Raw genomic sequence first — 23,348 nt, forward strand, 5'->3', positions numbered from 1 at the left:
GCTAGAAGCCCGCCACGCGGGCGACCCACGCGGCCGCATAGAGGCCGACGCCGAAGACCGCGTGCGTCACCACGCTCTGGAACCGCGCCATCGCCGGGCGCGGCGTGCGGCGCGCCGCAAAGCCCGCGCCCATCGCCGGCTGCATCACGCAGAACGGCACGAGCACGGTGCCGACGCCGACGATCAACGCAGGCACCAGCGTCGGCTGGCGCGCCCATTCCAATCCCCAGCCCGCGAGCAGCACGGCCGCGAACGCGATGCCGAGCAGGTAGTGCGCAGTCCAGCCGATGACGCCCTCGCCCGCCACGCGCGGCGACTTGCCGATGGGGTCGTGAAAGAAGCGCCCGCGCGTCAGGTGCACGAGCCAGCGGCCCACGAGCGCGTAGTCCAGCGAGGGAATGCCGAACAGGCGCTGGCGCAGCACGGCCCACAGGTCCATCACCACCGTCGCGCCGGCGCCGATCCACAGCGTGCGCAGCGCGCATTCGACGGCCTCAGACATGGCCACGCTCCCGCACCGGCGCGCGCGCCGCGATCATCCAGCAGGCCGCGACAAAGCGCACGTCGTCGCCCTGCACATAGGGCGCGAAGGCGGCATGCAGCGTCTCGACGACCTGCGCGCGCGTCGCGGCATCCACCTCCTGCAGGACCAGGCCGACCGGCCCGAGCCGCGTGAAGTAGTCGGCCAGCGCCGTCGCGGGGAACGCGCATTCGACCTCGAAGGGCTGGATGTCGACCTCGCCCCATCCGCTCGCCGCGAGGATGCCCGCCACCCGCGCGCGGTCGGCGAACGCGAACTGGCCCGGTGCGTTCGGCTGGCGCGGCGGCAGGCCGGGCAGCAGCGGCGCGGCGGCACGTTCGGCCGTGGTCATGAACGGGTTGTCGGCCCCGCCGCGCCAGGCGATGCAGCGCAGGGCCGCGCCCTCCGTCGCGGCATGCCGCAGGTTCGCGAAAGCCCGCACGGGGTCGTCGAAGAACATCACGCCCAGGCGCGAGATGACCGTGTCGAACGTGGCCGGCTCGAAGGCATGGCCCTGCACGTCGGCACAGACGAAGCGGGCCGACGGGAGCACCTCGCGCGCGGCGCGGGCCTTCGCCGACTCGATCATTGGTGCCGAGATGTCGACGCCGAGGCATTGGCCCGTCGGGCCGAGTTGCCGTGCCACGGCGAGCGTCGTGCGGCCGGTGCCGCAACCCACGTCGAGCACGCGGCGGGCGCCCACGGCGCGCACCGCGTCGCTCAGCCGCGCTTCGAGCGGCTGGAACATCGCGTCGAGCACGGCCTGCGTCCGGACCCAGGCGCTGCCGGCGTGGCCGTTCCACAAGGCGGCCTGTTCGGCATTGGCGGGAGATGTGTCGTCCATGATCGTTTTCCTTCAGGTGCCTTCAAGCGGCGAAGGCTAGACTGTGCCAATTCAAGTCGACTTGAAGTCAAGAGGGGGCCAGCACATGGACATTTCGGAAGTCGCGCAACGCGCCGGCGTTCCCGCCTCGACGCTGCGCTTCTATGAAGAAAAAGGGCTGATCGCCTCGACCGGCCGGCACGGCCTGCGCCGCGTGTTCGCGCCCGAGGTGCTGGAGCGGCTGGCGCTCATCGCGCTGGGGCGCGCCGCCGGTTTCTCGCTGGAGGAAATCGGCCACATGTTCTCGCCCGAGGGCAAGCCGCGCATCGACCGGCAGGTGCTCGCGGACAAGGCGCAGGACCTGGACCGCACGATCCGCCAGCTCACGGCGATGCGCGACGGCCTGCGGCACGCGGCGGTCTGCCCCGCGCCCAGCCACATGGAATGCCCCACCTTCCGCCGCATCCTGCGGGCGGCGTCGTCGGGTGCGCTGGAAGCCCCGAAGAAGAAGGCGCCGAAGCCGCGCACCCCCTAGCACCACCTGGCCACACCCGCTTTCAGGCGTTGCGTTCCGCAACACGCGCCCCTGCGCACAGGCAAGCGCGGCAGGCTCCTACACCGCGAAATGCATACTTTTGACCATGATGAGCCATCACTCTCGAAAGGTGGACCTCATGTTGAAGACACGTCTCTGGATCGCCGCTGCAGCTGCCACTTCGGTCATGACGCTGGCAGGTTGTGCGAGCGGTCCGAACCAGAACCTCGGCACCGGCATTGGCGCACTCGGCGGCGCGGCGGTGGGCCATGCGATCGGCGGCAACACGGGCAGCACGCTCGGCGGCGCGGCCATCGGCGGCATCATCGGCAACCAGGTGGGCCGCAACGTCGACGAGCGCAACTACTACAACCAGCAACGCTACCCGCGCGGCAGTGGCTACTACCCGGACAACGGGCCGCGCTACTGATTGATCATTCCAACCCTCAACGAAAAAACGCGCCCTCGGGCGCGTTTTTTCTTGGGGGCGAGCCGGGAGCCGCTCAGGCCTGCGAGGCCGCCGCCCGCGCCTTCTCGGCCTTCGAGGCGCGCCACGCGCCGAAGATCGCCAGCAGGCCGGGCACGAAGATCAGCGCCCAGATGATCTTGTCCAGATGCTGGCGCACGAACGGCAGGTTGCCGAAGAAGTAGCCTGCGGTGGCAATGCCCAGCACCCAGATGAGCGCACCGCCCACGTTGTAGGCCGTGAACTTCGCGCGGTTCATCTCGGCCACGCCGGCCACGAAGGGCGCGAAGGTGCGAATGAAGGGCATGAAGCGCGCGAGCACGATGGTGATGCCGCCGTAGCGTTCGTAGAAGCTGTGGGCCTGGTCGAAGGCCTTGCGGTTGAAGAAGCGCGAGTTCTCCCACTGGAACACCTTGGGCCCGAAGTAGCGCCCGATCGAGTAGTTGCACTGGTCGCCCAGGATGGCCGCCGCGATCAGGATGCCACAGGCCAGCGGAAAACTCATGAGCCCCACGCCGCACAGCGCGCCGACGATGAAGAGCAGCGAGTCGCCCGGCAGGAACGGCATGACCACCGCGCCGGTTTCGACGAACACGATCAGGAACAGCAGCGCATAGACCCAGGGGCCGTAGGCGACCACGAAGGCCTCGAGGTGTTTGTCGACGTGAAGGATGAAGTCGACGAGAAAGCTGATGATTTCCATGGGCGCGGATTATCCTTGTTGGCATGTCGCACCTTTTCCGAATCACCCCATGATCCAGATCCGCGAAGCCCTCGATACCGACTGGCCCGCCATTTGGGCCGTCCTCGAACCGACGTTCCGTCGCGGCGACACCTACACCTACCCGCCCGATGTGACGGAAGAACAGGCCCGCCACTCGTGGATGAAGGTGCCCACCCTGACCTTCGTGGCCTGCAACGACGAAGGCGCCGTGCTCGGCACCTATGTGATCCGCCCCAACCAGCCCGGCCAGGGCGCGCACGTGAGCAACTGCGGGTATGTGGTGTCCGAGGCGGCGCGCGGCCTGGGCGTGGCCTCGGCGCTGTGCGAACACTCGCAGCAGCAGGCCCTGCGCATGGGCTTCCTGGCGATGCAGTTCAACTTCGTCGTCTCCACCAACGAGCGCGCGGTGCGGCTGTGGCAGCACATGGGCTTCGCCATCGTCGGCACCTTGCCGGGCGCATTCAGGCATCCGCAGCTGGGCTTCGTGGACGCCTTCGTCATGTACAAGCAGCTGCAGCCTTTCCCCGGCGCGGCATGAAGAAGATCGAGCCCCGGCTCCTGCAGGCCTTCGTGGCCGTGGCCCGCGAGGGCTCGGTGTCGCGCGGCGCGCAGCGTCTGTTCCTCACGCAGCCCGCCGTGAGCCTGCAGCTCAAGGAGCTGGGCGCGCTGGTCGAGCTGGAGCTGTTCCAGCGCACGCCCACCGGCCTGCTGCTCACGCGCGACGGCGCGGCGCTGCTCAACCACGCGGAGCATGCGCTCGAGAGCCTGAACGATTTCGCGGTGGCCGCCGAGCGGCTCAAGGGCGGCGTGCGCGGCTCGCTGCGCATCGGCACCATCCTCGACCCCGACTTCACGCGGCTCAGCCCCTTCCTCACCGAACTGGTAGCACTGGCGCCCGAGCTCGAGACCGAGCTGCATCAGGGCACGAGCGGCGACGTGCTCGCCCAACTGCTGAACAAGGAACTGGACATCGGCTTCTACCTCGGAGACCCCGAGGCCACCGACCTGCCGCAGGCCAGCGCCGCCTCACGGCGCCACGACGGCGAGCTGTTCCATTCGCAGGTGCTGGCGCGCTTCAACTACCAGGTGATCGGCCCGAGCGGCTGGGCGCCGCAGGTGCTGGGCCGCGACTGGCCCGAGCTGGCCTACCTGCCGTGGGTGCTGGCACCGGCGACCTCGTCGCATTCGCGGCTGCTGGCGCCGGTGCTGCAGGCCCACAAGCTGGTGCTGAAGAAAGCCGCGCAGGCCGACCAGGAGATGTCGATGCTGGCGCTGGTGCGCGCCGGCGTGGGCATTTCGCTGGCGCGCGATGCGCTGGCGCTGCAGGCCAGCCAGCGCGACGGCCTGGTCATTGCCGACCGCGTGAGCATCGGCTGCGACCTGCGCTTTGTCTGCCTGGCCGGCGCGCTCAAGCGGCCGGAAGTCGACTGCGCATGGCAGGCGCTGTCGCGCGTCTGGCGACAGGCCTTCTGAACGACTAGGCGCGTGCCCGGCCGTCGCGCACGGCCGCCGGCGCTGCCGCAGCCCCGCTCTTCTTCGCCACGCGCCAGCCCTTGGGCATGAGCGCCAGCATCAGTGCGGCCAGCAGCGCCGCGCTGCCCAGCGTGTACAGCCCCGCGGCCGAGCCGCCGTGGTTCTGCTCCACGTAGGTCCGCAGGTTGGGCGCCACGAAGCCGCCCAGGTTGCCGATGGAGTTGACCAGCGCGATGCCCGTGGCAATGCCCAGCCCCGACAGCCGCTCCGACAGGAAGGCATAGAAGATCGGCGTGCCCGACAGGTAGGTCGACGCACCGATGGACAGCGCCGCGATCGCGAAGATCGGCGAGCCGTGCGCCGACAGGCACACGCACACGCCGAAGATCGTGTAAAGCGTGGCCACGGTGACGCGGCGGCGGTCGTGGTGGCGGTCGGACCAGCGCGTGACGAAGTACACGACGAACAGCGCCAGCAGCCACGGGATGCTGGTGACGAAGCCGACCAGCAGGCCGATCTTCTGGCCCAGGATCTGCCCCACCTGGGTCGGGAGATAGAAGATGAGGCCGTAGGCGGCGATCTGCACGATGAAGAAATTCAGCGCGAAGAACATGACCCGCGGATTGCACAGCGTCTGCCACACGGTCTGCGGGCTGTCGGCCGACTTCTCCGCCGCTTCCTGGTCGAGCACGGCCTGCAGCGCGTTCTGCTGCGCGGTCGTGAGCCAGGGCGCGTTGTGCGGCCGGTCGACGATGACGAAGAAGGCCACGATGCCCACCACCACGGCCATCAGGCCCTCGATGAGGAACATCCACTCCCAGCCCTTGAGGCCGCCGATGCCGTTCATGTCGAGCAGCGCACCGGAGATCGGCCCGCCGATGACGAGCGCGCCCGCAAAGCCGAACAGCAGGATGCCGTTGGCCTGCGCGCGCACCTTGGCGGGGAACCAGTAGGTCAGCGTGAGCAGCACGCCGGGATAGAAGCCCGCCTCCGCGATGCCGAGCAGGAAGCGCAGCACGTAGAAGGAGGTCTCGGTGGTCGCGAACATCATGGCCGAGGCCACGAGCCCCCAGGTGACCATGATCCGGCACAGCCAGATGCGCGGGCCGACGCGCGACAAAATCACGTTGCTCGGCACTTCGAAGATCGCGTAGCTCACGAAGAAGATGCCGGCGCCAAGCGCGAAGGCGCTGTTGCTCAGGCCGGTGTCGATCTGCAGCGCCTGCTTGGCGAAGCCGACGTTCACGCGATCAAGAATCGACATGATGTACATGACGATCAGCATGGGCAGCAGGCGCCAGCGCGCCTTGTGGATGGCGCCTGTGACCAGCTCGCCGTAGGGACTCGTGGTTGTCATTGTTGTTGTCTCCTGAATAGGTATGTCTGTCTGGAAGCCGTGGAGGCTAGCCGCGTGCGACCGCGCCGTGGACCGGGTTCGTCACCGAACCCAGCCCGTCGATCTCGACCGAGACCACGTCGCCGCGCTTGAGGAAGCGTGGCGGCTTCAGGCCCAGGCCGACACCGGCGGGCGTGCCGGTGAGGATCAGGTCGCCGGGCTCCAGCGTGATGGCGCGCGAGAGGTACGCGACGAGAAACGCGACCGAGAAGATCATTTCGCTGGTGTTGGACGACTGCACGGCCTCGCCGTTGACGAGGCAGCGGATGCCCAGCGATTGCACGTCGGCCACTTCGTCGCGCGTGACGACGGTGGGCGCGAGCGGGCAGAAGCCGTCGAGCGACTTGCCGCGCACCCATTGGGCCTCACCCAGCTGCACGTCGCGCGCGCTCACGTCGTTGGCGGCGACGTAGCCGAACACATGCGAGAGCGCGTCAGCTTCGCTCACACCCTGTGCGCGCTGGCCGATGACGACGCCGAGTTCGGCTTCCCAATCGACCTTCTCGGTGAAGCCTTCGGGCCAGATGATCGCGTCGCCGTCGGCTGCCAGCGTGTTGGTGAACTTCGCGAACACAACGGGCTTCTCTGGGATGGCCAGGCCGGTCTCGATGCAATGGTCGCGATAGTTGGCGCCGATGCAGATGATGTTTCTCGGTGCGAACGGCAAGGTGGGCTTGACGTCGGAGAGGGGGATCGGATTGCCTGCATCGTTCCAGGCTTTCCCTTCGACGATCTCCTGCATGCGGCTCACATCGACGGGCTGCAATGCGCCGTCCTTGATGTAGCCCACGCGGGGGCCCTGCGGCGTTTGAACGCTCATCCACTTCATGTCTGACTCCTTCTTCTGATTTAAAAAATTCTGGGTGCGGGGGCGGGTTCATTCAGGGCGTGTGCACAGGCCACCGGGTACTTCCCTCCGCGAATGTCCCCCGGGGCTTCGCCCCTCCTCCTTGATTTCGCTGCGGGAAGCACCCAGTGTCCTGAGCACGGGACACATTGCTGGCGCGCGCCGATCAACGACCGCTCGGCTCGACGATCACGTCGATGGGTGCCTTGCGCAGCGAAATCAAGGGGGAGGCCGCAGGCCGGAGGACATTCGCGGAGCAAGGCTCCCCGTCGGCGGGAGCGTCGCCCTGAAAAAAGTCCTCAGTGATTCCGACGAGGAATCCCCGCCGTCTGCGCCACGCGCTGGTACTTGGTCGCCGGCTTCAGCACCATGCCTTCGGACAGCGTGTCCACCATCGCGCGCTGGATCTCCTGCCATGGCGTCTGGCTCGCGGGAATCGGGTAGCCGCCCTTCGCTTCGAGGTCACGGGCGCGCGCTTGCAGCACCTCGTCGTCGACGAGCATGTTGACGGTGCGTTCCTTCAAATCCACGCGCACCTTGTCGCCGGTCTGCAGCAGCGCCAGGCCCGCGCCTGCGGCGGCTTCGGGCGAGGCGTTGAGGATCGACGGCGAGCCCGAGGTGCCCGACTGCCGGCCGTCGCCGATGCAGGGCAAGGCCGACACGCCGCTCTTGAGCAGGTGCGAAGGCGCGCGCATGTTGACCACTTCCGACGAGCCCGGGTGCCCGATGGGGCCGACGCCGCGCATGAACAGGATGCAGCTCGCGTCGATGTCCAGCGACGGGTCTTCGATGCGGGCTTCGAAATCTTCCGGGCCGTCGAACACGATGGCGCGGCCCACGAAGGCGTCGAGGTCACCGGCCTGGCTCAGGTAGCGCGCGCGGAACTCGTCGGAGATCACGCTGGTCTTCATGATCGCGCTGTCGAACAGGTTGCCCGACATCACGAGGAAGCCGGCGTTCTCGCGCAGCGGCTGGTCGAAGGGGCGGATCACGTCGGCGTCTTTCACGGGCGCGTCGGCGCAATTGACGGCGAGCGTGTGGCCGTTGACGGTGCGTGCGTCGGTGCGGATCAGGCCGTGGCGGTGCAGCTCGGCGACCACGGCGGGCACGCCGCCTGCGCGGTAGAACTCCTCGCCGAGGTACTTGCCGGCAGGCTGCATGTCGAGCAGCAACGGCACGTCGAGGCCGACCTTTTCCCAGTCCTGGATGTTGAGTTCGACGCCCGCGTGCTTGGCGATGGCGATGAGGTGGATCGGCGCGTTGGTCGAGCCGCCGATGGCCGAGTTGACGACGATCGCGTTCTCGAAGGCCGAGCGCGTGAGGATGTCCGAGGGTTTCAGGTCTTCGCGCACCATGTCGACGATGCGCCGGCCCGTTTCGTAGGCCATCTGGCCGCGCTCGCGGTACGGCGCGGGAATGGCCGCGCAGCCGGGCAGGCTCATGCCCAGCGCTTCGGCCAGGGCGTTCATGGTCGAGGCCGTGCCCATCACGTTGCAGTGGCCGGCCGAGGGCACGGTGGAACCCACGAGGTCGATGTAGCCGGGGAAGTCGATGCTGCCCTTGGCGAACAGCTCGCGCGCCTTGAACAGCGTGGTGCCGGTGCCGGTGCGCTGGCCTTCGTGCCAGCCGTTGAGCATCGGGCCGCCCGACAGCACGATGGCGGGGATGTTGGCGGTGGCAGCAGCCATCAGCGCGGCGGGCGTGGTCTTGTCGCAGCCGGTGGTCAGCACCACGCCGTCGATCGGGTAGCCGGTGAGGATCTCGACGAGCCCCAGGTAGGCCAGGTTGCGGTCGAGCGCGGCCGTGGGGCGGCGGCCGTTCTCCTGGATCGGGTGCATCGGGAATTCCATCGCGATGCCGCCCATCTCGCGGATGCCTTCGCGCACCCGCAGCGACAGCTCGCGGTGGTGGCGGTTGCAGGGCGTGAGGTCGGAGCCGCTTTGCGCGATGCCGATGATCGGCTTGCCCGATTGCAGCTCTTCGCGGGTGAGGCCGTAGTTCAAGAACCAGGCCAGGTGCAGGACCGAGAGTTCGCTGTGTTCGGGGTTGTTGAACCAGGCGGCGGAGCGCAGGGGGCGGGGTGTCGTCATGGCGTCGGCTTTCAGGGTGGTCGGCGAACGCGCGCGGCGGCCCCCTGCGCGGCATGGCGGTGGGCCATGGCGGTGTATTGGGTGTCTCCGGTGCGTTCTTGTTGTGCGAATACGTTGGCGAGAGGGAGCTTAGGTTTTCGCCTTCGCCAAAGCCAATGAGATCGGTTGAGGATCGGTATAAGCGCGCCAAATACACCGCCAACCGCCCTGCTCGGGCGCCGCTTTTAGAATGTTTCCGGTGAGTGCCCTACCCTCCTCCCTCCCCCCCGCCGAACGCCGCCCGATCCGTGAACTCCCCGACGAGCTGATCAGCCAGATCGCCGCCGGTGAAATGGTCGAGCGCCCCGCCTCGGTGGTGCGCGAACTGCTCGACAACGCGCTGGACGCCGGCGCGCGCCAGATCACCGTGCGGCTGGCCTCGGGCGGCGTGCGACTGATCTCGGTCGAAGACGACGGCCTGGGCATTCCACGCGAGGAACTCACGGTGGCGCTGCGTCGCCACGCCACCAGCAAGATCGCGAGCCTGAGCGACCTCGAAACGGTCGGCACCATGGGCTTTCGCGGCGAGGCGCTGGCGGCCATCAACGCGATCGCCGAGCTCAGCATCCTCTCGCGCTTCACCGGCGCCGACAGCGCCTTCGTGCTCGACGGCGGCACGGGCGAACTGCGGCCGGTGGCGCGTTCGGTGGGCACCACGGTCGAGGTGCGCGAGCTGTTCTTTGCCACGCCCGCGCGGCGCAAGTTCCTGAAGACCGACGCCACCGAGCTGGCCCATTGCATCGAGGCGGTGCGCCGCCATGCGCTGGCGCGGCCCGAGGTGGGCTTCTCGGTCTGGCACGACGGCAAGTTGATCGAACAATGGCGCGCCGCCGCCACGCCCGAGCAGCGGCTGGCCGATGCGCTGAGCGACGACTTCGTGTCGCAAAGCGTCTCCGTGCTGCGCGAAGGCGGCCCGGTGCGCGTGGTCGGCCGTGCCGGCATTCCCGACGCGGCGCGCTCGCGCAACGACCAGCAGTTCTTCTACGTCAACGGCCGCTTCGTGCGCGACAAGGTGCTGTCGCACGCGGTGCGCAGCGCCTACGAAGACGTGCTGCACGGCCAGCGCCAGCCGGTGTACGTGCTGTACCTGGAGATCGACCCCGCGCGCGTCGACGTCAACGTGCACCCGACCAAGATCGAGGTGCGCTTCCGCGACGGGCGCGAGGTGCACCAGGCGGTGCGCCACGCCATCGAGGACGCGCTGGCCGCGCCGCGCGCCGGCGATGCGCTGGCACCGGCCGATGTGCCGCCGCAGCCCTTCTTCAAGCAGACCCCGCTGCCGCCGAGCGCCAGTTGGTCGCAGCCCGCGATTCCGTTCCAGGCGCGCGAGCGCGGTGCCGGCGACTTCGAGGCCATGTGGCCGCGGCGTTCCGAGGAACAGGGGCATGCGCCGGTCACGGCCCCGTCGCAGTGGCAGACCGAAGCGCCGGCGATGTCGTTCCGCGCGCCGGTCGGATTGCCCGACAGCGAGGCCCTGGCCCCCATGCCAGCGCCCGTCATGAACCAGGACGCCTGGCCGCTGGGCCGTGCGCTGGCCCAGCTGCAGGGCATCTACATCCTGGCCGAGAACAGCCAGGGCCTCGTGATCGTCGACATGCACGCGGCGCACGAGCGCATCGTCTACGAGCGGCTCAAGACCCAGCTCGACGGCGCGGCCATCACGAGCCAGCCGCTCCTGATCCCGGCCACCTTCGCGGCCACGCCGCAGGAAGTGGCCACGGCCGAGGCCTGCGCCGAGGTGCTGCCCACGCTGGGGCTGGAGATCACGCCCTTCTCGGCCCGCACGCTGGCCGTGCGCGCCGTGCCCGGCACGCTGGCCGACGGCGACCCGGTGGAGCTGGCGCGCAGCGTGCTCGCCGAGCTGGGCCAGCACGACGCGAGCACCGTGGTGCAGCGCGCGCAGAACGAGCTGCTGTCGACCATGGCCTGCCACGGCGCGGTGCGCGCCAACCGCAAGCTCACCATCGACGAGATGAACGCCCTGTTGCGCCAGATGGAAGCCACCGAGCGCTCCGACCAGTGCAACCACGGCCGGCCGACCTGGCGCCAGCTGTCGATCCGCGAGCTCGATTCGCTGTTCATGCGCGGGCGCTGAGCCCGTCGTCGGCGGCGACGCCGACATGCCGCAGCGTGACGGCGGCCAGCACCGCCAGGATCGCGATGCTGACGGCGCTGGTGGCTGCAGCGGCGTTCAGTCCTGCGAGGAAGGCGGCTTGCGCTTGCTCCAGCACGCCGGCAGGCAGTTCGTGCGCGACCGCGGTAGCGCCTGCCAGGCTATCCGATATCGCGCGTTGAAGCGCCACCGCCATGCCGTCGATCGGGTCGCCCATTCGCGTGCGATACACCGCCGTCGTGAGGCTGCCCAGCGTGGCGATGCCCACGGCCAGGCCCAGTTCCTGCACCGTTTCGGACAAGGCCGAGGCCGACCCCGCCTTCTCGGGCGGCGCGGCGCCCACGACCAGGTCGGTCCCCAGCGCGGCGATGGTGCCCAGCCCGAGGTACACGAGCGAGAACGCGGCCGTCACCCACGCGATGCCATGCGGCGTGCGATCGAGCTGGCTCAGCACCAGGTAGCCCACGACCGACAACCCCAGCGCGCCCGCCATCACATGGCCCGGCCGGATGCGCCGCGCGAGCAGCGGTGCCGTGATGCCGGCCACCAGCATGGCGAGCGCCGGCGGCCCCATCCACAGCCCGGCCGCGAGCGGTGACAGGCCCGCCACCAGTTGCAGGTACTGGGTCACCAGCAGCATCGTGCCGCCGACACCGACCAGCCCCACCAGCAACACCACGAGCGCGACGCTGAAGGCCCGGCTGGCGAACAGGCCGAGGTCGATCAGCGGATGGCGCAGCCGCCGTTGCCGCCGGACGAACCCCAGCGCGAACGCCAGCCCGCCGACGAGCGCCATCACGGCACCGACACCGATCCCGTCCTTCGCGACCTGCTTGATGCCGTAGACCACCGGCAGCAATGCCAGCAGCGACAACGCGACGCTGGGCAGATCGAGCCGCCCCTGCTGCGGCGCGCGGTACTCCGGCAACAGGAACGGCGCCGCCACCAGCAGCAGCCCGACCACCGGCAGCGCGACGAGAAAAGCCGCGCCCCAGCCGTGGTGCGCGAGCAGCAGGCCGCCCACCACCGGCCCGGCCGCCATGCCGAGCGCGAACATGGTCGCCCACAGCCCGATCGCCAGCGCGCGCTGGTGCGGGTGCAGGAACATGTTGCTGATCAGCGCCAGCGTCGACGGCATCAGCGTCGCGCCCGCCACGCCGAGCACGGCGCGCGCGGCGATCAACTGGTTGGCGCTGGTCGAAGAGGCCGCGATCACCGACGCCACGCCGAACGCCGCCGCGCCCACCATGAGCAGCTTGCGCCGCCCGATGCGGTCGCCCAGCGTGCCCATCGTGACAAGAAAGCCGGCAATCATGAAACCGTAGGCATCGACGATCCACAGCGCCTGCGCGCTCGTGGGGCGCAGGTCCAGGGCCAGCGCGGGCAATGCGAGGTGCAGCAGCGTGAGGTCGAGCCCGAGCAGGAGGGTCGGCAGCGCCAGCAGCGCGAGCCCGGTCCATTCGCGGGCGCCGGCGCGGCCTTCGCGCCGCGCGGCCGGAAGGTGGTCGGAAAGGGAAAGTGAATCGCAAGGTGCGGTCAAAAGGGGCCTCCGGGTGCGCGTTCGGGTTGCGGAAGCCCCATCTTCAGGACAAGATCATCACATTACAATTTAAGCGTTTATCCTATTACTGAAGACAACAGGCTTGATCGAACGCAGCCTCAGCCGCACCAAGAACGAGCTGTCGGAGTTCCTGACCCGGCACCGCCGCAAGCTCACGCCCGCCGATGTGGGCCTGCCCTCGCAGGGGCGGCGGCGCACGCCCGGCCTGCGGCGCGAAGAAGTCGCGGTGATGGCCGGCGTGGGGCTCACCTGGTACACCTGGTTCGAACAGGGGCGCGAGATCCAGGTGTCGCAGAAATTCCTGCTCGGCGTGGCGCATGCCCTGAAGCTGGACGACGCCGAGTGCAGCCACCTGTTCCTGCTGGCCCACAAGCGCCCGCCGCCGCCGGAGGCCCATCAGCAGGCGTCGGTCACGCCCCGCATCCAGCAGCTCATGGACGATCTGCCCACCCGCCCCGCCTACGTGTTCAACCTGCGCTGGGATGTGGTGGCCTGGAACGCCGCCGCCGACGCGCTGTTCGGCTTCAGCGCGCGCGAGCGCGAGGCGCGCAACCTCCTTCGCATGGTGTTCGCCAACCCCGAACTGCGCCCGCGCCTGCCCGCCTGGCGCGACGATGCGCCCGGGCTGCTGGCGCAATTCCGATACGACTTCGCCATCGCACCCGACGATCCGGCCATGCGGGGCCTGGTCACGGACCTGAAAGCGCTCTCGCCCGACTTCGGCCGCTGGTGGGACACCCCCGACAGCGCGCCCGCCCGGCGCGGCCTCGGATGCGTACAGACGGCCGACAGCGGACCGTTGGAGTTTCACCACGAAACCTTGGTGGTCGACACGCACCGGCACCTGCGGATGGTGGTGTATTTCGTGCAGCCGGCGCCGCGCTGAACACCGGGGCCTGTGCGGCAGATAAGCGCCATCAGCGCCCATTTCGAGGGTTTTCGAGGGTTTTGTGGCGTCATCCACGGTGCGGGCACGCACGTTGCATGGTCTCGTGCCAGGCGCCGGCGAGCGCTGCACAGGGGGAGCTGACACGCGATGCCGACGCGTTTCAGAAAGCAAGCAGATGAACTTTCGGCCGACTTTCGCTGTCCCTCCACCCCATGATCAAACGCTGGCCCCTCCTCGCGTCCATCTTTTCGCTCTGTGCCCTGCTGGCCGCCGGCTGTTCGACCCTCGACGAACGCCAGCGCGAATGGATCTTCCAGCCCAGCGACCGCAGCTGGGGCAATTCGGCCCAGATGACCGAAGGCATGCAGGATGTCTGGATCGACTTCCAGTCGTCCATCACCGGTGAACCGGCGCGCCTGCACGGCCTGTGGCTCGGCGGCGCCCCCGAAACCACCGAGACCCCCGTGCTGCTGTACCTGCATGGTGCGCGCTACAACGTGGCCGGCTCGGCGCCGCGCATCCAGCGCATGCACGAGCTGGGCTTCTCGGTGCTGGCCATCGACTACCGCGGCTTCGGCAAGAGCTCCAAGGGCCTGCCCTCGGAAGCCTCGGCCCGCGAAGACGCCCGCGCCGCCTGGACCTGGCTCGCCGCGCGCCACCCGCGCCAGCACCGCTACATCTTCGGCCACTCGCTGGGCGGCGCCATCGGCATCGACCTGGCGGCCACGGTGAACGACGAAAGCGGCACCATCGTCGAAAGCACCTTCACCTCCATCGCCGACGTGGCCAGCAGCTTCAAGTGGGGCTGGCTGCCCTTCGGCCCGTTCATCACGCAGCGCTTCGAGGCGATTCGCACCGTCAAGGACATCGGCGCGCCGCTGCTCGTGGTGCACGGCACCGCCGACAGCCTGATCAACCCGACGCTCGGGCGCAAGCTGTACGACGCGGCCACGGTGCCCAAGATGTTCGTGCTGGTCGAGGGCGGCTCGCACCACAACACCAACTCGGTGGGCGCGACGCAGTACCGCGCCGCGCTGTCGCAGCTGTTTCGCATGAAGCCCGAGGACAGCAGCACCGTGGCGGACAGCCGGCCGCAGCCGCGGCTGGTGTCGCCGCGGCCTGCACCGCCTTCGTTGCCTTCCGCGGCGCTGTCGCCGCAAGAGGTGCGGGGCGAGGCGCACACGCCCGCCCCCGCTGCCATCTAGCCCGCCTTTTTCAGGCGGTTCCGTTCCCGCGTCAGGCCGAGGCCAGGTCGAACGGCAGCTGGCGCAAGGGCTTGCCCGTCAGCCGCGCCACGGCGTTGGCGAAGGCAGGCGCCAGCGGCGGCAAGCCCGGTTCCCCCATCCCCTTGGGCGCATCGGCGCTGGGCACGATGTGCACATCGAACTCGGGCACCTGCGTGATGCGTGCCACGCTGAAGTCGCCGAAATTGCCCTGCTGTACGACGCCGTCCTTCAGCGTGATGGCGCTGCCCTGCAGGCAGGTCGACAGCCCCATCACCGCCGCGCCCTGCACCTGCGCTTCCACGCTGCGCGGGTTCACCGCCAGGTTGCAGTGCACGCCCGAGGTCACGCGGTGCAGCACCGGCTGGCCGTCCTTCACCGACGCTTCGACCACATAGGCCACCACCGACTCGAAAGACTCGTGCACGGCCACGCCCCAGGCGCGGCCTTCGGCCAGCTTCTTCTTGCCGTAGCCGCTCTTGTCGACCGCCAATTGCAGCGCGGCACGGTGGCGCGGGTGCTTGTCGCCGAAGAGGCTCATGCGGTAGGCCACCGGGTCCTGCTTGGTCGTGCGGGCGATCTCGTCGATCAGCGTCTCCATCACGAAGGCCGTGTGCGTGGAGCCCACGCTGCGCCACCACAGCACCGGCACGTTGACCTGCGGATGGTGCACCGTGAGGCGCATCGGCACGGGGTACGGATCGCGCATGCCCTCGACGGCGGTGGCGTCGATGCCCTCCTTGACCATGGAGCCGGCGAACACCGTGCCCGCGGTGATCGACTGGCCGACGATCACATGGTCCCACGCGAGGATCTTGCCGCGCGCATCGAAACCGATGCGGGCGCGGTGCAGGTGCATGGGGCGGTAGTAGCCGCCCTTGATGTCGTCCTCGCGGCTCCACAGCAGGCGCACGGGGGCGTCTTTCAGGCCGGCGGCGCGCGCGGCCTTGGCGATCTCGCAGGCCTCGACGACGAAGTCGCTCGAGCCCACGAAGCGCCGGCCGAAGCCGCCGCCCGCCATCTGCACGTTCACCTTCACCTGCGCGGGGTCGAGCTTCAGCGTGCGTGCCGCGGCCTGGCCGTCGAGGTCGGCGGACTGCGTGCCGACCCACAGCTCGGCGCGGCCGTCCGACAGCTTCACGGTGCAGTTCTCCGGCTCCATGGGCGCGTGGGCCAGGTAGGGAAACACGAACTCGGCCTCGAGCTTGTGCGGCGCGCCGGCCAGTGGCGCCATGTCGGCGTCGAACTTGCGGTTGCCGGGGCGCCCGGCCAGTTCGCGGTACTGCGCCAGCTGCTTGTCGCTGTCGACCTTCTCCACCGCATCGGTGTTCCACTGCAGCTTGAGCGCGTCGCGACCCAGCTTGGCCGGCCAGTAGCCGTCGGCCACCACGGCCACGCCCTCGGCGCCGCGGTCCAGCGGAATGCGCAGCACGGCCTTCACGCCCTTGACGGCGCGCGCGGCGCTGTCGTCCACCGAGGCCAGGCGGGCGCCGAACACGGGCGGATGCGCGACCACGGCCGTGAGCTGGCCGGGCTGCTTCACGTCGATGCCGAAGTCCTGTCGCCCGCTGCTCTTGGCGCGTGCGTCCAGGCGCGTGGTCGGGCGGCCGATGATCCGGAAGTCTTTCGGGCTCTTCAGCGTGACCGTCTCGGGCACCGGCAGCGCCATGGCCGCTTCGGCCAGCTCGCCGTAGCCCGCCTTGCGCCCGCCCGGGCCGATCACCGTGCCGGCCTGCGTGCGCAGCGTGGCCACGTCGACCTTCCAGCGCTGCGCCGCCGCCGACAGCAGCATGGCCCGCGCACGCGCGCCCAGTTCGCGGTACTGCGTGTAGCTGTTCTTGATCGAGTTGGAACCGCCGGTCAGGTGCATGCCGAACAGCGGGTCGGCGTAGGCGGCATCGTTGGTGCCGTTGCGGCTGCGCACCAGGGCCCAGTCGGCGTCGAGCTCCTCGGCCAGGATCATCGGCAGGCCGGTCTGCACGCCCTGGCCGAACTCGAGGCGGTTGATGGTGACCGTGACCTCGCCGTTGGGCGCGATCTGCACGAAGGCCGAGGGCTGTTGCGTCGGCTTGAGCGCGCCGCCGGCCTTGGCCGGGCCGTCGGCCTGCGCCATGGCCAGGTGCGGGAAGGCGCCGAGCACGAGGCCGCCGGCGCCGGCCATCTTCAGGAAGCTGCGGCGGGGCAGCGTGGCGGCCTCGTCAGATGCATCTGTCGCAGGCTGGGCCATCAGGCGCTGCAGCGCGCGCGGCAGGTCGTTGTAGTCGATGTTGGGCAGCATGTCGGCTCCTTAGGCGAGGGTCTTGGCCGCATCGGCCACCGCGGCGCGGATGCGGGCGTAGGTGCCGCAGCGGCAGATGTTGCCGGCCATGGCCGAGTCGATCTCGTCGGTGCTGGGCTGCTTGCCCTTGGGCAGCGACTGCAGGAAGGCCGTCGCGCTCATGATCTGGCCGCTCTGGCAGTAGCCGCACTGCGCGACGTCGTGCTTGACCCACGCGGCATGCACGGCCGCGCCCACGCGGTCGCTGCCGCCGGTCACGGCTTCGATGGTGGTGATCTTCTTGCCCTCGGCCGCCGCGATGGGCGTGATGCACGAGCGGATGGCCTGGCCGTCCATGTGCACGGTGCAGGCGCCGCACAGCGCCGCGCCGCAGCCGAACTTGGTGCCGGTCATGCCCAGCGTGTCGCGCAGGGCCCAGAGGATGGGGGTGCCGGGGTCGGCGTCGACCGTGTGGTCACGGCCGTTGACGTGGAGCGCGCTCATGTGGGTTTTCTCCGTGGGTAGGTGGGATGGATCGGATTCACTTGGCGCCGTCGAGCACCCATTGCGCGAGCGCCTGCAGGTCCCCGTCGGGAACCTGGGCTTGCGCGGGCATGGGCATCGCGCCCCACTTGCCCGAGCTGCCGGCCTTCATGCTGGCGGCCAGCTGCGCGGCCGTGCCCTTGCCGTCGCCGTAGCGCGCGCCTATCTCTTTCCAGGAGGGGCCCACCACCTTCACGGCGGCTTGGTGGCAGGCCACGCACGCGTACTTCTGCGCCAGCGCGGTGCTGGCAAAGGCGGGCGCGGACCCGGCCATGCTCACGCCGATGGCCAGTGCGGCCACGAGCGAGGCGGTGATGCGATGCGGATGTCGTTCGTCGTGGGTCATTTCTTTTTTCATCATCGTGGAGGGGAAGCGCGGTCCTCGCGCCACGGGCGGCGGGACACCACGGCGGCCAGTGTCCGACGAAGCGCCCGCCGCCACTTGCCCAATCCGCGCGCGTTCTTGCCTGAAACAACGAGACTGCGCCAAAAACGCCAAGCGCATGAGAAGCGCCCGCTAGACTTTGCGCAAGCACCCGAAAGGATTCAGATGGAAGTGCTACAGCCGACGCAGCCAGACGATTCGGCCGTCCTCGGTGCCCTGGCCACGGCCGTCGGGCGCATTGCCCGAAACGACGGCGACCACGCCACCGCCATTCCCGAGCTCTCGCTGCACCGGCGCAGCGCCGCGACCGAGCCCGTGCATTGCATCTACGGCTTCGGCCTGGGCATCACCGTCGGCGGACAGAAGCGCGCGGCACTCGGCGACGAGATCTATGAATACGGCGCCGGCCAGTCGCTGCTGATCACGGCCGACCTGCCCGTGGTGGCGCACGTCACCCGCGCCAGCGCGGCGCAGCCCTTCCTGGGCCTCATGATCCGGCTCGATCCGCGCGCCATCGTGCAGGTCGCGACCGAGATGGCGCTGCCCCCGCCGTCCAGGGAGCCCCACAACCAGCGCGCCCTGTCGCTGGGCGCGCTCGACCCGACGCTGCTGGGCACCGTCACGCGGCTCGTCGAGCTGCTGGCCGAGCCCCGGCTCGTTCCGCAGCTCGCGCCGCTGCTGCAGAAGGAAATCGTCGTGCGCCTGCTCGCCGGGCGCCACGGCCCGCAGCTGCAGCGCCTCATGACCGTGGGCTCGCCCAGCCAGCAGGTGGCGCAGAGCCTGGCGTGGCTCAAGATGAATTTCAGGAAACCCGTGCAGGCCGACGAGTTGGCCGCGTCCGCGCACATGAGCCCGTCGACCTACCGCCAGCACTTCCGCGCCGTGACCGGCATGAGCCCGATGCAGTACCTGAAGCAGCTGCGCCTGCAGGAAGCGCGGCAGCTGATGCTGAACCAGAACATCGATGCCGGCACCGCCGGCGTGCGCGTGGGCTACGAAAGCGCCTCGCAGTTCAGCCGCGAGTACGCGCGCCTGTTCGGTGCGCCGCCGCTGCGCGACATCCGGCGGATGCGGGACGCGACCGCCGTCGCCTGACGCACGGCGTCGCGGGCAAGCCCCGCGCAGCCGTCCGGCGCGCGTCATTTGCTACCCTCGACGCATGCCCCCCGCTTCCCCTGTTCCCCCGCGCTACATCGCGCTCGCCGGCCCCACCGCGTCCGGCAAGACCGCCGTCGCCCTGGCCGTGGCCCGGCTGCAGCCGGTCGAGATCGTCAGCGTCGACTCGGCGCTGGTCTACCGCGGCATGGACATCGGCACCGCCAAGCCCACCGCCGCCGAGCAGGCCGCCGTGCCGCACCACCTGATCGACATCCTCGATGCGCGCGACAGCTACAGCGCCGCCGCCTTCGTGGCCGACGCCACGCGCCTGATCGATGACATCCGCGCGCGCGGCGCGCTGCCGCTGCTGGTGGGCGGCACCATGCTGTACTTCAAGGCGCTGTTCGACGGCATCGACGCCATGCCCGCGGCCGACCCGGCCGTGCGCGCGCGCCTGGACGCCGAAGCCGCCGCGCTCGGCTGGCCCGCCATGCATGCGCGGCTGGCGCAGGTCGACCCCGTCACCGCCGCGCGGCTCGCACCGCAGGACAGCCAGCGCATCCAGCGTGCGCTCGAGGTGTGGGAAAGCAGCGGCCAGCCGCTGTCGAGCTTCCACGCGAGCGACACCAAGACGGCCAAGGCCGTCGATGGCGGCGTGCTCGTGTCGCTCGAACCCGAAGACCGCGCCTGGCTGCACGGGCGCATCGCCGAACGCTTCGACGCCATGCTCGCGGCCGGTTTTCTCGACGAGGTGAAGGCGCTGCGCGCGCGCGGCGACCTGTCGCCCGACCTGCCCTCGATGCGCTGCGTCGGCTACCGCCAGGCTTGGGAGATGTTCGACGCCTGCGGCGAAGCACCGCCCGATGCCAAGGCGCTGGGCGAGCTGCGCGAGCGCGGCATCGCCGCCACGCGCCAGCTCGCCAAGCGGCAGATCACCTGGCTGCGCAGCATGCCGCAGCGCACCGTCATCGCTTGCGATGCGCCCGACGCGGTGCAGACCGCCGTGCAGCACATCGCACAGATCGCTCACATCGCACGCGGGGCGACGCCCGCATGACCTTGCACCTCTCCAACCTCGGCAAGCACTACGGCGACGCGCCCGTCTTCGAACACGTGAGCCTGCAGGTCGCGCCCGGCGAGTTCGTCGCCATCGTCGGCGAATCGGGCGTGGGCAAGTCGACCTTGCTCAACTGCATGGCCGGCCTCGACACTTGGGATGAAGGCAGCGTGTCGCACGACGGCACCGACATCGGCGCGCTCGACGGCGAGGCCCGCGCGCTGTGGCGCCGCCAGCACGTGGGCTTCGTGTTCCAGGCCTTCCACGTGCTGCCGCACCTCGACGTGGCGCAGAACGTGTCGCTGCCGCTGATGCTCTTGGGCCGCCCGCGCGAAGACGCGCGCGTGGCCCACATGCTCGAAGCCGTCGGCCTGCCCGGCATGGGCGCGCGGCTGCCGCAGACGCTCTCAGGCGGCCAGTTGCAACGCGTGGCCATCGCCCGCGCGCTGGTGCACCGGCCCGCGCTGCTGCTCGCCGACGAGCCCACCGGCAACCTCGACCCCTCCACCGCCGCGAAGGTGATGGACCTGCTGATCGGCCAGACGCGCGAGCACGGCGCCTCGCTGGTGCTGGTCACGCACTCGGAGAGCGCGGCGGCGCGTGCGGACCGGTTGCTGCACCTGACGGCGAGCGGTATCCGCGCCTGAAAAGAATCAGCCGATCAGTGAGGCGTAGCGCGACAGGTCCACGTTCCCGCCGCTGATCACGATGCCCACGCGCTGGCCTTCGATGGCTTTCGCAGCCGCAATGGCGCCCGCGAACGCGAGGCATCCCGTCGGCTCCACCACCATCTTCATGCGCTCGGCGAAGAAGCGCATCGCCTCGACGAGCTGCTCGTCGGTGACAGTGAAGATGTCGTCCACATCACGCTGGATGATGCCGAAGGTGTACGCGCCCAGGTGCTGCGTCTGCGCGCCGTCGGCGATGGTCTTGGGCGTGTCGATGTGCACGATCTTCCCGGCGCGCAGCGACTGCTGGCCGTCGTTGCCGGCCTCGGGCTCCACGCCGTAGACCTTGCAATCGGGCGACAGCGCACGCGCCGACAGCGCCGAACCCGACAGCAGCCCGCCGCCGCCGAGGCACACGAACAGGTGGTCGAGCGGGCCCGTCTCTTCGATGAGTTCCTTCACCGCCGTGCCCTGCCCCGTGAGCACGTCGGGGTGGTCGTAGGGCGGGATCATCGTCATGCCGCGCTCCTGCGCGAGCCGCTTGGTCAGCGCCTCGCGGTCTTCGGTGAAGCGGTCGTACATCACCACTTCGGCGCCGTAACCCTTGGTGGCCGCGACCTTGGCGGCGGGTGCGTCCTTGGGCATGACGATCACGGCCGGCATCGACAGCAGGCGCGCCGACAGCGCGATGGCCTGCGCGTGGTTGCCCGACGAGAAGGCGATGACGCCGCCCTGGCGCTGCGCGGCATCGAACTTCGACAGCGCATTGAACGCACCGCGGAACTTGAACGCGCCCATGCGCTGGAAGTTCTCGCACTTGAAGAAGAACTGCGCGCCCCAGCGTTCATTGGCGGTGGTCGATTGCAGCACCGGCGTGCGGTGGGCATGGCCTTCGAGCCGCGCGGCCGCGGCGATGACGTCGTCGTAGGTAGGGAGTTGCATGGGTCGAGCTTAGCGGCGGCGTGCCGTTCCTTGCAGCCCCGATGGGTAAAAACCCGGGGATGCGCCCCGGCGCCGAACTCCGTACTCTGTATACAGAGTTCAGAAAAGGCCCGTCATGCCCGCCCAGTTGCTCAGCATCGAAGTCGCCCCCGACCTCGTCGACCAGGTCTACCGCGCCCTGCTCGGCGCCATCAGCAGCGGCGCGCTCGCGCCGGGCGAGCGGCTCACGCAGGAGGACATCGCGGCGCGGCTCGCGGTGTCGCGCCAGCCGGTGCTGCAGGCGCTGCGGCTGCTCAAGAAAGACGGCTTCGTGCAGGACGCGCCCGGGCGCGGCGTGCTGGTGGCACCGCTGGAGGCCGAGGCGATGCGCAAGGTCTACCAGGTGCGCGGCGCGCTCGACGTGCTGGCCGCGCGGCTGGCGGCGCAGCAGCGCTTTCGCATCGACCCCAAGCTCATCGAGCGCGGCCGGCGCGCGGCGCGCGGGCGCAATGTCGAAGCCATGATCGATGCCGACGTGGCCTTTCACCAGGCCATCTACGCCGCCTCGGGCAACCCGCTGATCGGCCAGAGCGCCGACCCGCACTGGCGCCACCTGCGCCGCGCGATGGGCGCGGTGCTGCAGGCCGAGCCGCAGCGCGAGTCGCTGTGGGACGAGCACGAAGCCATTGCCGACGCCATTGCCGCCGGCGACGTCGAACGCGCCGCGCGCCTGAGCGACGAGCACGTCTCGCGCGCCAGCGATGCGCTGGCCGAGCGGCTCGCGCAGCAGCTGGCACGCACGGCATCCGCATCTGGAACCCCCACCAAAAAAGGAGACAAGGCATGAAGCTGACCCCCGAGCAACGCGCGCAGTTCGAGCGCGAGGGCTACCTGTTCTTCCCCGGCCACTTCTCACCCGAAGAGACCAAGGTGCTGACCGAGGCGGTGCCCGACCTGTACAGCAAGCGCGCGGCCTTCAACGTGCGCGAGAAGGGCTCCGACGCCGTGCGCACGAACTTCGCGGCGCACCTCATCAGCGAGCCCTTCGCGCGACTGGCGCGCCACCCGCGCATGGTCGAGCCGGTGATGGACCTGTTCGACGAGGCGGTCTACATGCACCAGTTCAAGATCAACGGCAAGATGGCCTTCGAGGGCGACGTGTGGCAGTGGCACCAGGACTACGGCACCTGGCTCAACGACGACCTGATGCCCACCGAGCGCGCGATGAACGTGGCCATCTTTCTCGATGAGGTAACCGAGCACAACGGCCCGCTGATGTTCATTCCGGGCAGCCACCGCAAGGGCGTGGTCGATGCGAAGCATGACCTCACGACCACCAGCTACCCGCTGTGGACGGTCGACAACGACCTGATCCGCCAGCTGGTCGACCGCGCCGGCGGCACGCAGGGCGGCATCGTCTCGCCCAAGGGGCCGGCCGGTTCGATGATCCTGTTCCACAGCTGCCTGGTGCACGCCTCGGGCAGCAACCTCTCGCCCTTCAACCGTGTGGCCGTGTACCTGAGCCTGTGCGCGGTCAGCAACCACATCCGCCGCCACCAGCGGCCCGAGTACATCGCGCACAGAAACTTCGCGCCCATCGAGGTGCTGCCCGACGACTGCCTGTTGACGCCCTACCCCGTCGAGGTGCCGTGGAAAGACGGCCTGCCCGAGAGCGCGCTGCGCACCTCGCCCGACGTCATCGAAACCGTGGAAGCCTGAC

General features: G+C 69.5%; 23 protein-coding genes. 12 read left to right on the forward strand and 11 right to left on the reverse strand.

Annotated elements, in window-relative coordinates; translation table 11 throughout:
- Position 1 precedes the first annotated feature (1 nt).
- Both AC07SQ_RS05710 and AC07SQ_RS05715 read right to left on the reverse strand, forming a co-directional pair.
- Positions 2-502 (reverse strand): DUF2938 domain-containing protein, encoded by a 501-nt coding sequence (locus AC07SQ_RS05710; protein WP_495270463.1) that lies wholly within the window; start codon positions 500-502, stop codon positions 2-4.
- Positions 495-1,364 carry a class I SAM-dependent methyltransferase gene (locus AC07SQ_RS05715; RefSeq protein ID WP_495270462.1) on the reverse strand — a complete coding sequence of 290 codons (870 nt, stop codon included), beginning with the start codon at positions 1,362-1,364 and terminating at the stop codon, positions 495-497. Before AC07SQ_RS05715 ends, AC07SQ_RS05710 begins: the two co-directional genes overlap by 8 nt.
- Before the next feature lie 85 nt (positions 1,365-1,449).
- Between AC07SQ_RS05715 and AC07SQ_RS05720 the strand changes: the two genes are divergently transcribed.
- Both AC07SQ_RS05720 and AC07SQ_RS05725 read left to right on the forward strand, forming a co-directional pair.
- Positions 1,450-1,878: a helix-turn-helix domain-containing protein gene (locus tag AC07SQ_RS05720; protein ID WP_159276157.1), complete on the forward strand. Its 429-nt coding sequence runs from the start codon at positions 1,450-1,452 to the stop codon at positions 1,876-1,878.
- Between the two features lie 139 nt (positions 1,879-2,017).
- Positions 2,018-2,308, forward strand: coding sequence for a YMGG-like glycine zipper-containing protein (locus AC07SQ_RS05725; RefSeq protein ID WP_223301444.1), 291 nt, complete (start codon positions 2,018-2,020; stop codon positions 2,306-2,308).
- Positions 2,309-2,381: 73 nt separating this feature from the next.
- Here the strand turns inward: AC07SQ_RS05725 and AC07SQ_RS05730 are convergent, their stop codons facing one another.
- Positions 2,382-3,047, reverse strand: coding sequence for a DedA family protein (locus tag AC07SQ_RS05730; RefSeq protein WP_062478522.1), 666 nt, complete (start codon positions 3,045-3,047; stop codon positions 2,382-2,384).
- A 49-nt stretch (positions 3,048-3,096) separates the two neighbouring features.
- Here AC07SQ_RS05730 and AC07SQ_RS05735 point away from each other — a divergent pair, with 49 nt between their 5' ends.
- Together AC07SQ_RS05735 and AC07SQ_RS05740 are read left to right on the forward strand one after the other, a co-directional pair.
- Positions 3,097-3,606: a GNAT family N-acetyltransferase gene (locus AC07SQ_RS05735; RefSeq protein ID WP_495270461.1), complete on the forward strand. Its 510-nt coding sequence runs from the start codon at positions 3,097-3,099 to the stop codon at positions 3,604-3,606.
- The gene (locus AC07SQ_RS05740; RefSeq protein ID WP_062478516.1) at positions 3,603-4,541 is read left to right on the forward strand and encodes a LysR family transcriptional regulator; all 939 of its coding nucleotides are present in this window, start codon (positions 3,603-3,605) and stop codon (positions 4,539-4,541) included. The genes AC07SQ_RS05735 and AC07SQ_RS05740 overlap by 4 nt, the downstream gene beginning before the upstream one ends.
- Positions 4,542-4,545: 4 nt before the next feature.
- On the opposite strand, the gene AC07SQ_RS05745 is transcribed toward AC07SQ_RS05740, so the two are convergent.
- The 3 genes from AC07SQ_RS05745 to AC07SQ_RS05755 all read right to left on the reverse strand — a co-directional run bounded on the left by AC07SQ_RS05745 (position 4,546) and on the right by AC07SQ_RS05755 (position 8,874).
- Positions 4,546-5,898: an MFS transporter gene (locus tag AC07SQ_RS05745; RefSeq protein ID WP_492736243.1), complete on the reverse strand. Its 1,353-nt coding sequence runs from the start codon at positions 5,896-5,898 to the stop codon at positions 4,546-4,548.
- A gap of 46 nt (positions 5,899-5,944) precedes the next feature.
- On the reverse strand, positions 5,945-6,766 hold the full coding sequence (locus AC07SQ_RS05750) for a fumarylacetoacetate hydrolase family protein (RefSeq protein ID WP_495270460.1): 822 nt from the start codon (positions 6,764-6,766) through the stop codon (positions 5,945-5,947).
- A 317-nt stretch (positions 6,767-7,083) separates the two neighbouring features.
- A complete protein-coding gene (locus tag AC07SQ_RS05755) occupies positions 7,084-8,874 on the reverse strand; it encodes an IlvD/Edd family dehydratase (RefSeq protein WP_495270459.1) in 1,791 nt (596 codons plus the stop codon).
- Positions 8,875-9,112: 238 nt separating this feature from the next.
- Between AC07SQ_RS05755 and mutL the strand changes: the two genes are divergently transcribed.
- Positions 9,113-11,008, forward strand: coding sequence for a DNA mismatch repair endonuclease MutL (gene mutL / locus AC07SQ_RS05760; protein WP_495270458.1), 1,896 nt, complete (start codon positions 9,113-9,115; stop codon positions 11,006-11,008).
- Here the strand turns inward: mutL and AC07SQ_RS05765 are convergent.
- Positions 10,992-12,566 carry an MFS transporter gene (locus AC07SQ_RS05765; protein WP_495270457.1) on the reverse strand — a complete coding sequence of 525 codons (1,575 nt, stop codon included), beginning with the start codon at positions 12,564-12,566 and terminating at the stop codon, positions 10,992-10,994. The genes mutL and AC07SQ_RS05765 overlap by 17 nt on opposite strands.
- 103 nt (positions 12,567-12,669) lie before the next feature.
- On the opposite strand from AC07SQ_RS05765, the gene AC07SQ_RS05770 reads away from it, so the two are divergent.
- Both AC07SQ_RS05770 and AC07SQ_RS05775 read left to right on the forward strand, forming a co-directional pair.
- Positions 12,670-13,473, forward strand: coding sequence for a helix-turn-helix transcriptional regulator (locus tag AC07SQ_RS05770; RefSeq protein ID WP_495270456.1), 804 nt, complete (start codon positions 12,670-12,672; stop codon positions 13,471-13,473).
- A gap of 215 nt (positions 13,474-13,688) precedes the next feature.
- On the forward strand, positions 13,689-14,681 hold the full coding sequence (locus tag AC07SQ_RS05775) for an alpha/beta hydrolase (RefSeq protein WP_447745695.1): 993 nt from the start codon (positions 13,689-13,691) through the stop codon (positions 14,679-14,681).
- A gap of 31 nt (positions 14,682-14,712) precedes the next feature.
- Here the strand turns inward: AC07SQ_RS05775 and AC07SQ_RS05780 are convergent, their stop codons facing one another.
- Genes AC07SQ_RS05780 through AC07SQ_RS05790 form a run of 3 tightly spaced genes read right to left on the reverse strand, consistent with a single transcriptional unit; the run spans position 14,713 to position 17,845 of the window.
- The gene (locus tag AC07SQ_RS05780) at positions 14,713-16,977 is read right to left on the reverse strand and encodes a xanthine dehydrogenase family protein molybdopterin-binding subunit (RefSeq protein ID WP_495270455.1); all 2,265 of its coding nucleotides are present in this window, start codon (positions 16,975-16,977) and stop codon (positions 14,713-14,715) included.
- Between the two features lie 9 nt (positions 16,978-16,986).
- Positions 16,987-17,460, reverse strand: a complete 474-nt coding sequence (locus tag AC07SQ_RS05785) for a (2Fe-2S)-binding protein (RefSeq protein ID WP_062478499.1) — start codon at positions 17,458-17,460, stop codon at positions 16,987-16,989.
- Between the two features lie 37 nt (positions 17,461-17,497).
- A complete protein-coding gene (locus tag AC07SQ_RS05790) occupies positions 17,498-17,845 on the reverse strand; it encodes a c-type cytochrome (protein ID WP_390342786.1) in 348 nt (115 codons plus the stop codon).
- Between the two features lie 204 nt (positions 17,846-18,049).
- Between AC07SQ_RS05790 and AC07SQ_RS05795 the strand changes: the two genes are divergently transcribed.
- From AC07SQ_RS05795 to AC07SQ_RS05805, 3 genes are all read left to right on the forward strand, one after another.
- Positions 18,050-18,979, forward strand: coding sequence for an AraC family transcriptional regulator (locus AC07SQ_RS05795; protein WP_070063076.1), 930 nt, complete (start codon positions 18,050-18,052; stop codon positions 18,977-18,979).
- 64 nt (positions 18,980-19,043) lie between these two features.
- The gene (gene miaA / locus AC07SQ_RS05800; protein WP_495270454.1) at positions 19,044-20,039 is read left to right on the forward strand and encodes a tRNA (adenosine(37)-N6)-dimethylallyltransferase MiaA; all 996 of its coding nucleotides are present in this window, start codon (positions 19,044-19,046) and stop codon (positions 20,037-20,039) included.
- Complete coding sequence (locus AC07SQ_RS05805; RefSeq protein WP_095746026.1) at positions 20,036-20,686, forward strand: ABC transporter ATP-binding protein; 651 nt, start codon at positions 20,036-20,038, stop codon at positions 20,684-20,686. The genes miaA and AC07SQ_RS05805 overlap by 4 nt, the downstream gene beginning before the upstream one ends.
- Positions 20,687-20,692: 6 nt before the next feature.
- Here AC07SQ_RS05805 and AC07SQ_RS05810 read toward each other — a convergent pair whose 3' ends face one another.
- Entirely contained in the window at positions 20,693-21,649 is a 957-nt protein-coding gene (locus tag AC07SQ_RS05810; protein ID WP_495270453.1) for a threo-3-hydroxy-L-aspartate ammonia-lyase, read from the reverse strand.
- A 115-nt stretch (positions 21,650-21,764) separates the two neighbouring features.
- Here AC07SQ_RS05810 and AC07SQ_RS05815 point away from each other — a divergent pair, with 115 nt between their 5' ends.
- Together AC07SQ_RS05815 and AC07SQ_RS05820 are read left to right on the forward strand one after the other, a co-directional pair.
- Complete coding sequence (locus AC07SQ_RS05815) at positions 21,765-22,475, forward strand: GntR family transcriptional regulator (RefSeq protein WP_159276143.1); 711 nt, start codon at positions 21,765-21,767, stop codon at positions 22,473-22,475.
- Positions 22,472-23,347, forward strand: a complete 876-nt coding sequence (locus tag AC07SQ_RS05820; RefSeq protein WP_495270452.1) for a phytanoyl-CoA dioxygenase family protein — start codon at positions 22,472-22,474, stop codon at positions 23,345-23,347. The genes AC07SQ_RS05815 and AC07SQ_RS05820 overlap by 4 nt, the downstream gene beginning before the upstream one ends.
- Position 23,348 lies beyond the last annotated feature (1 nt).

The sequence above is a fragment of the Variovorax sp. GW821-FHT06D12 genome, from assembly GCF_059419205.1.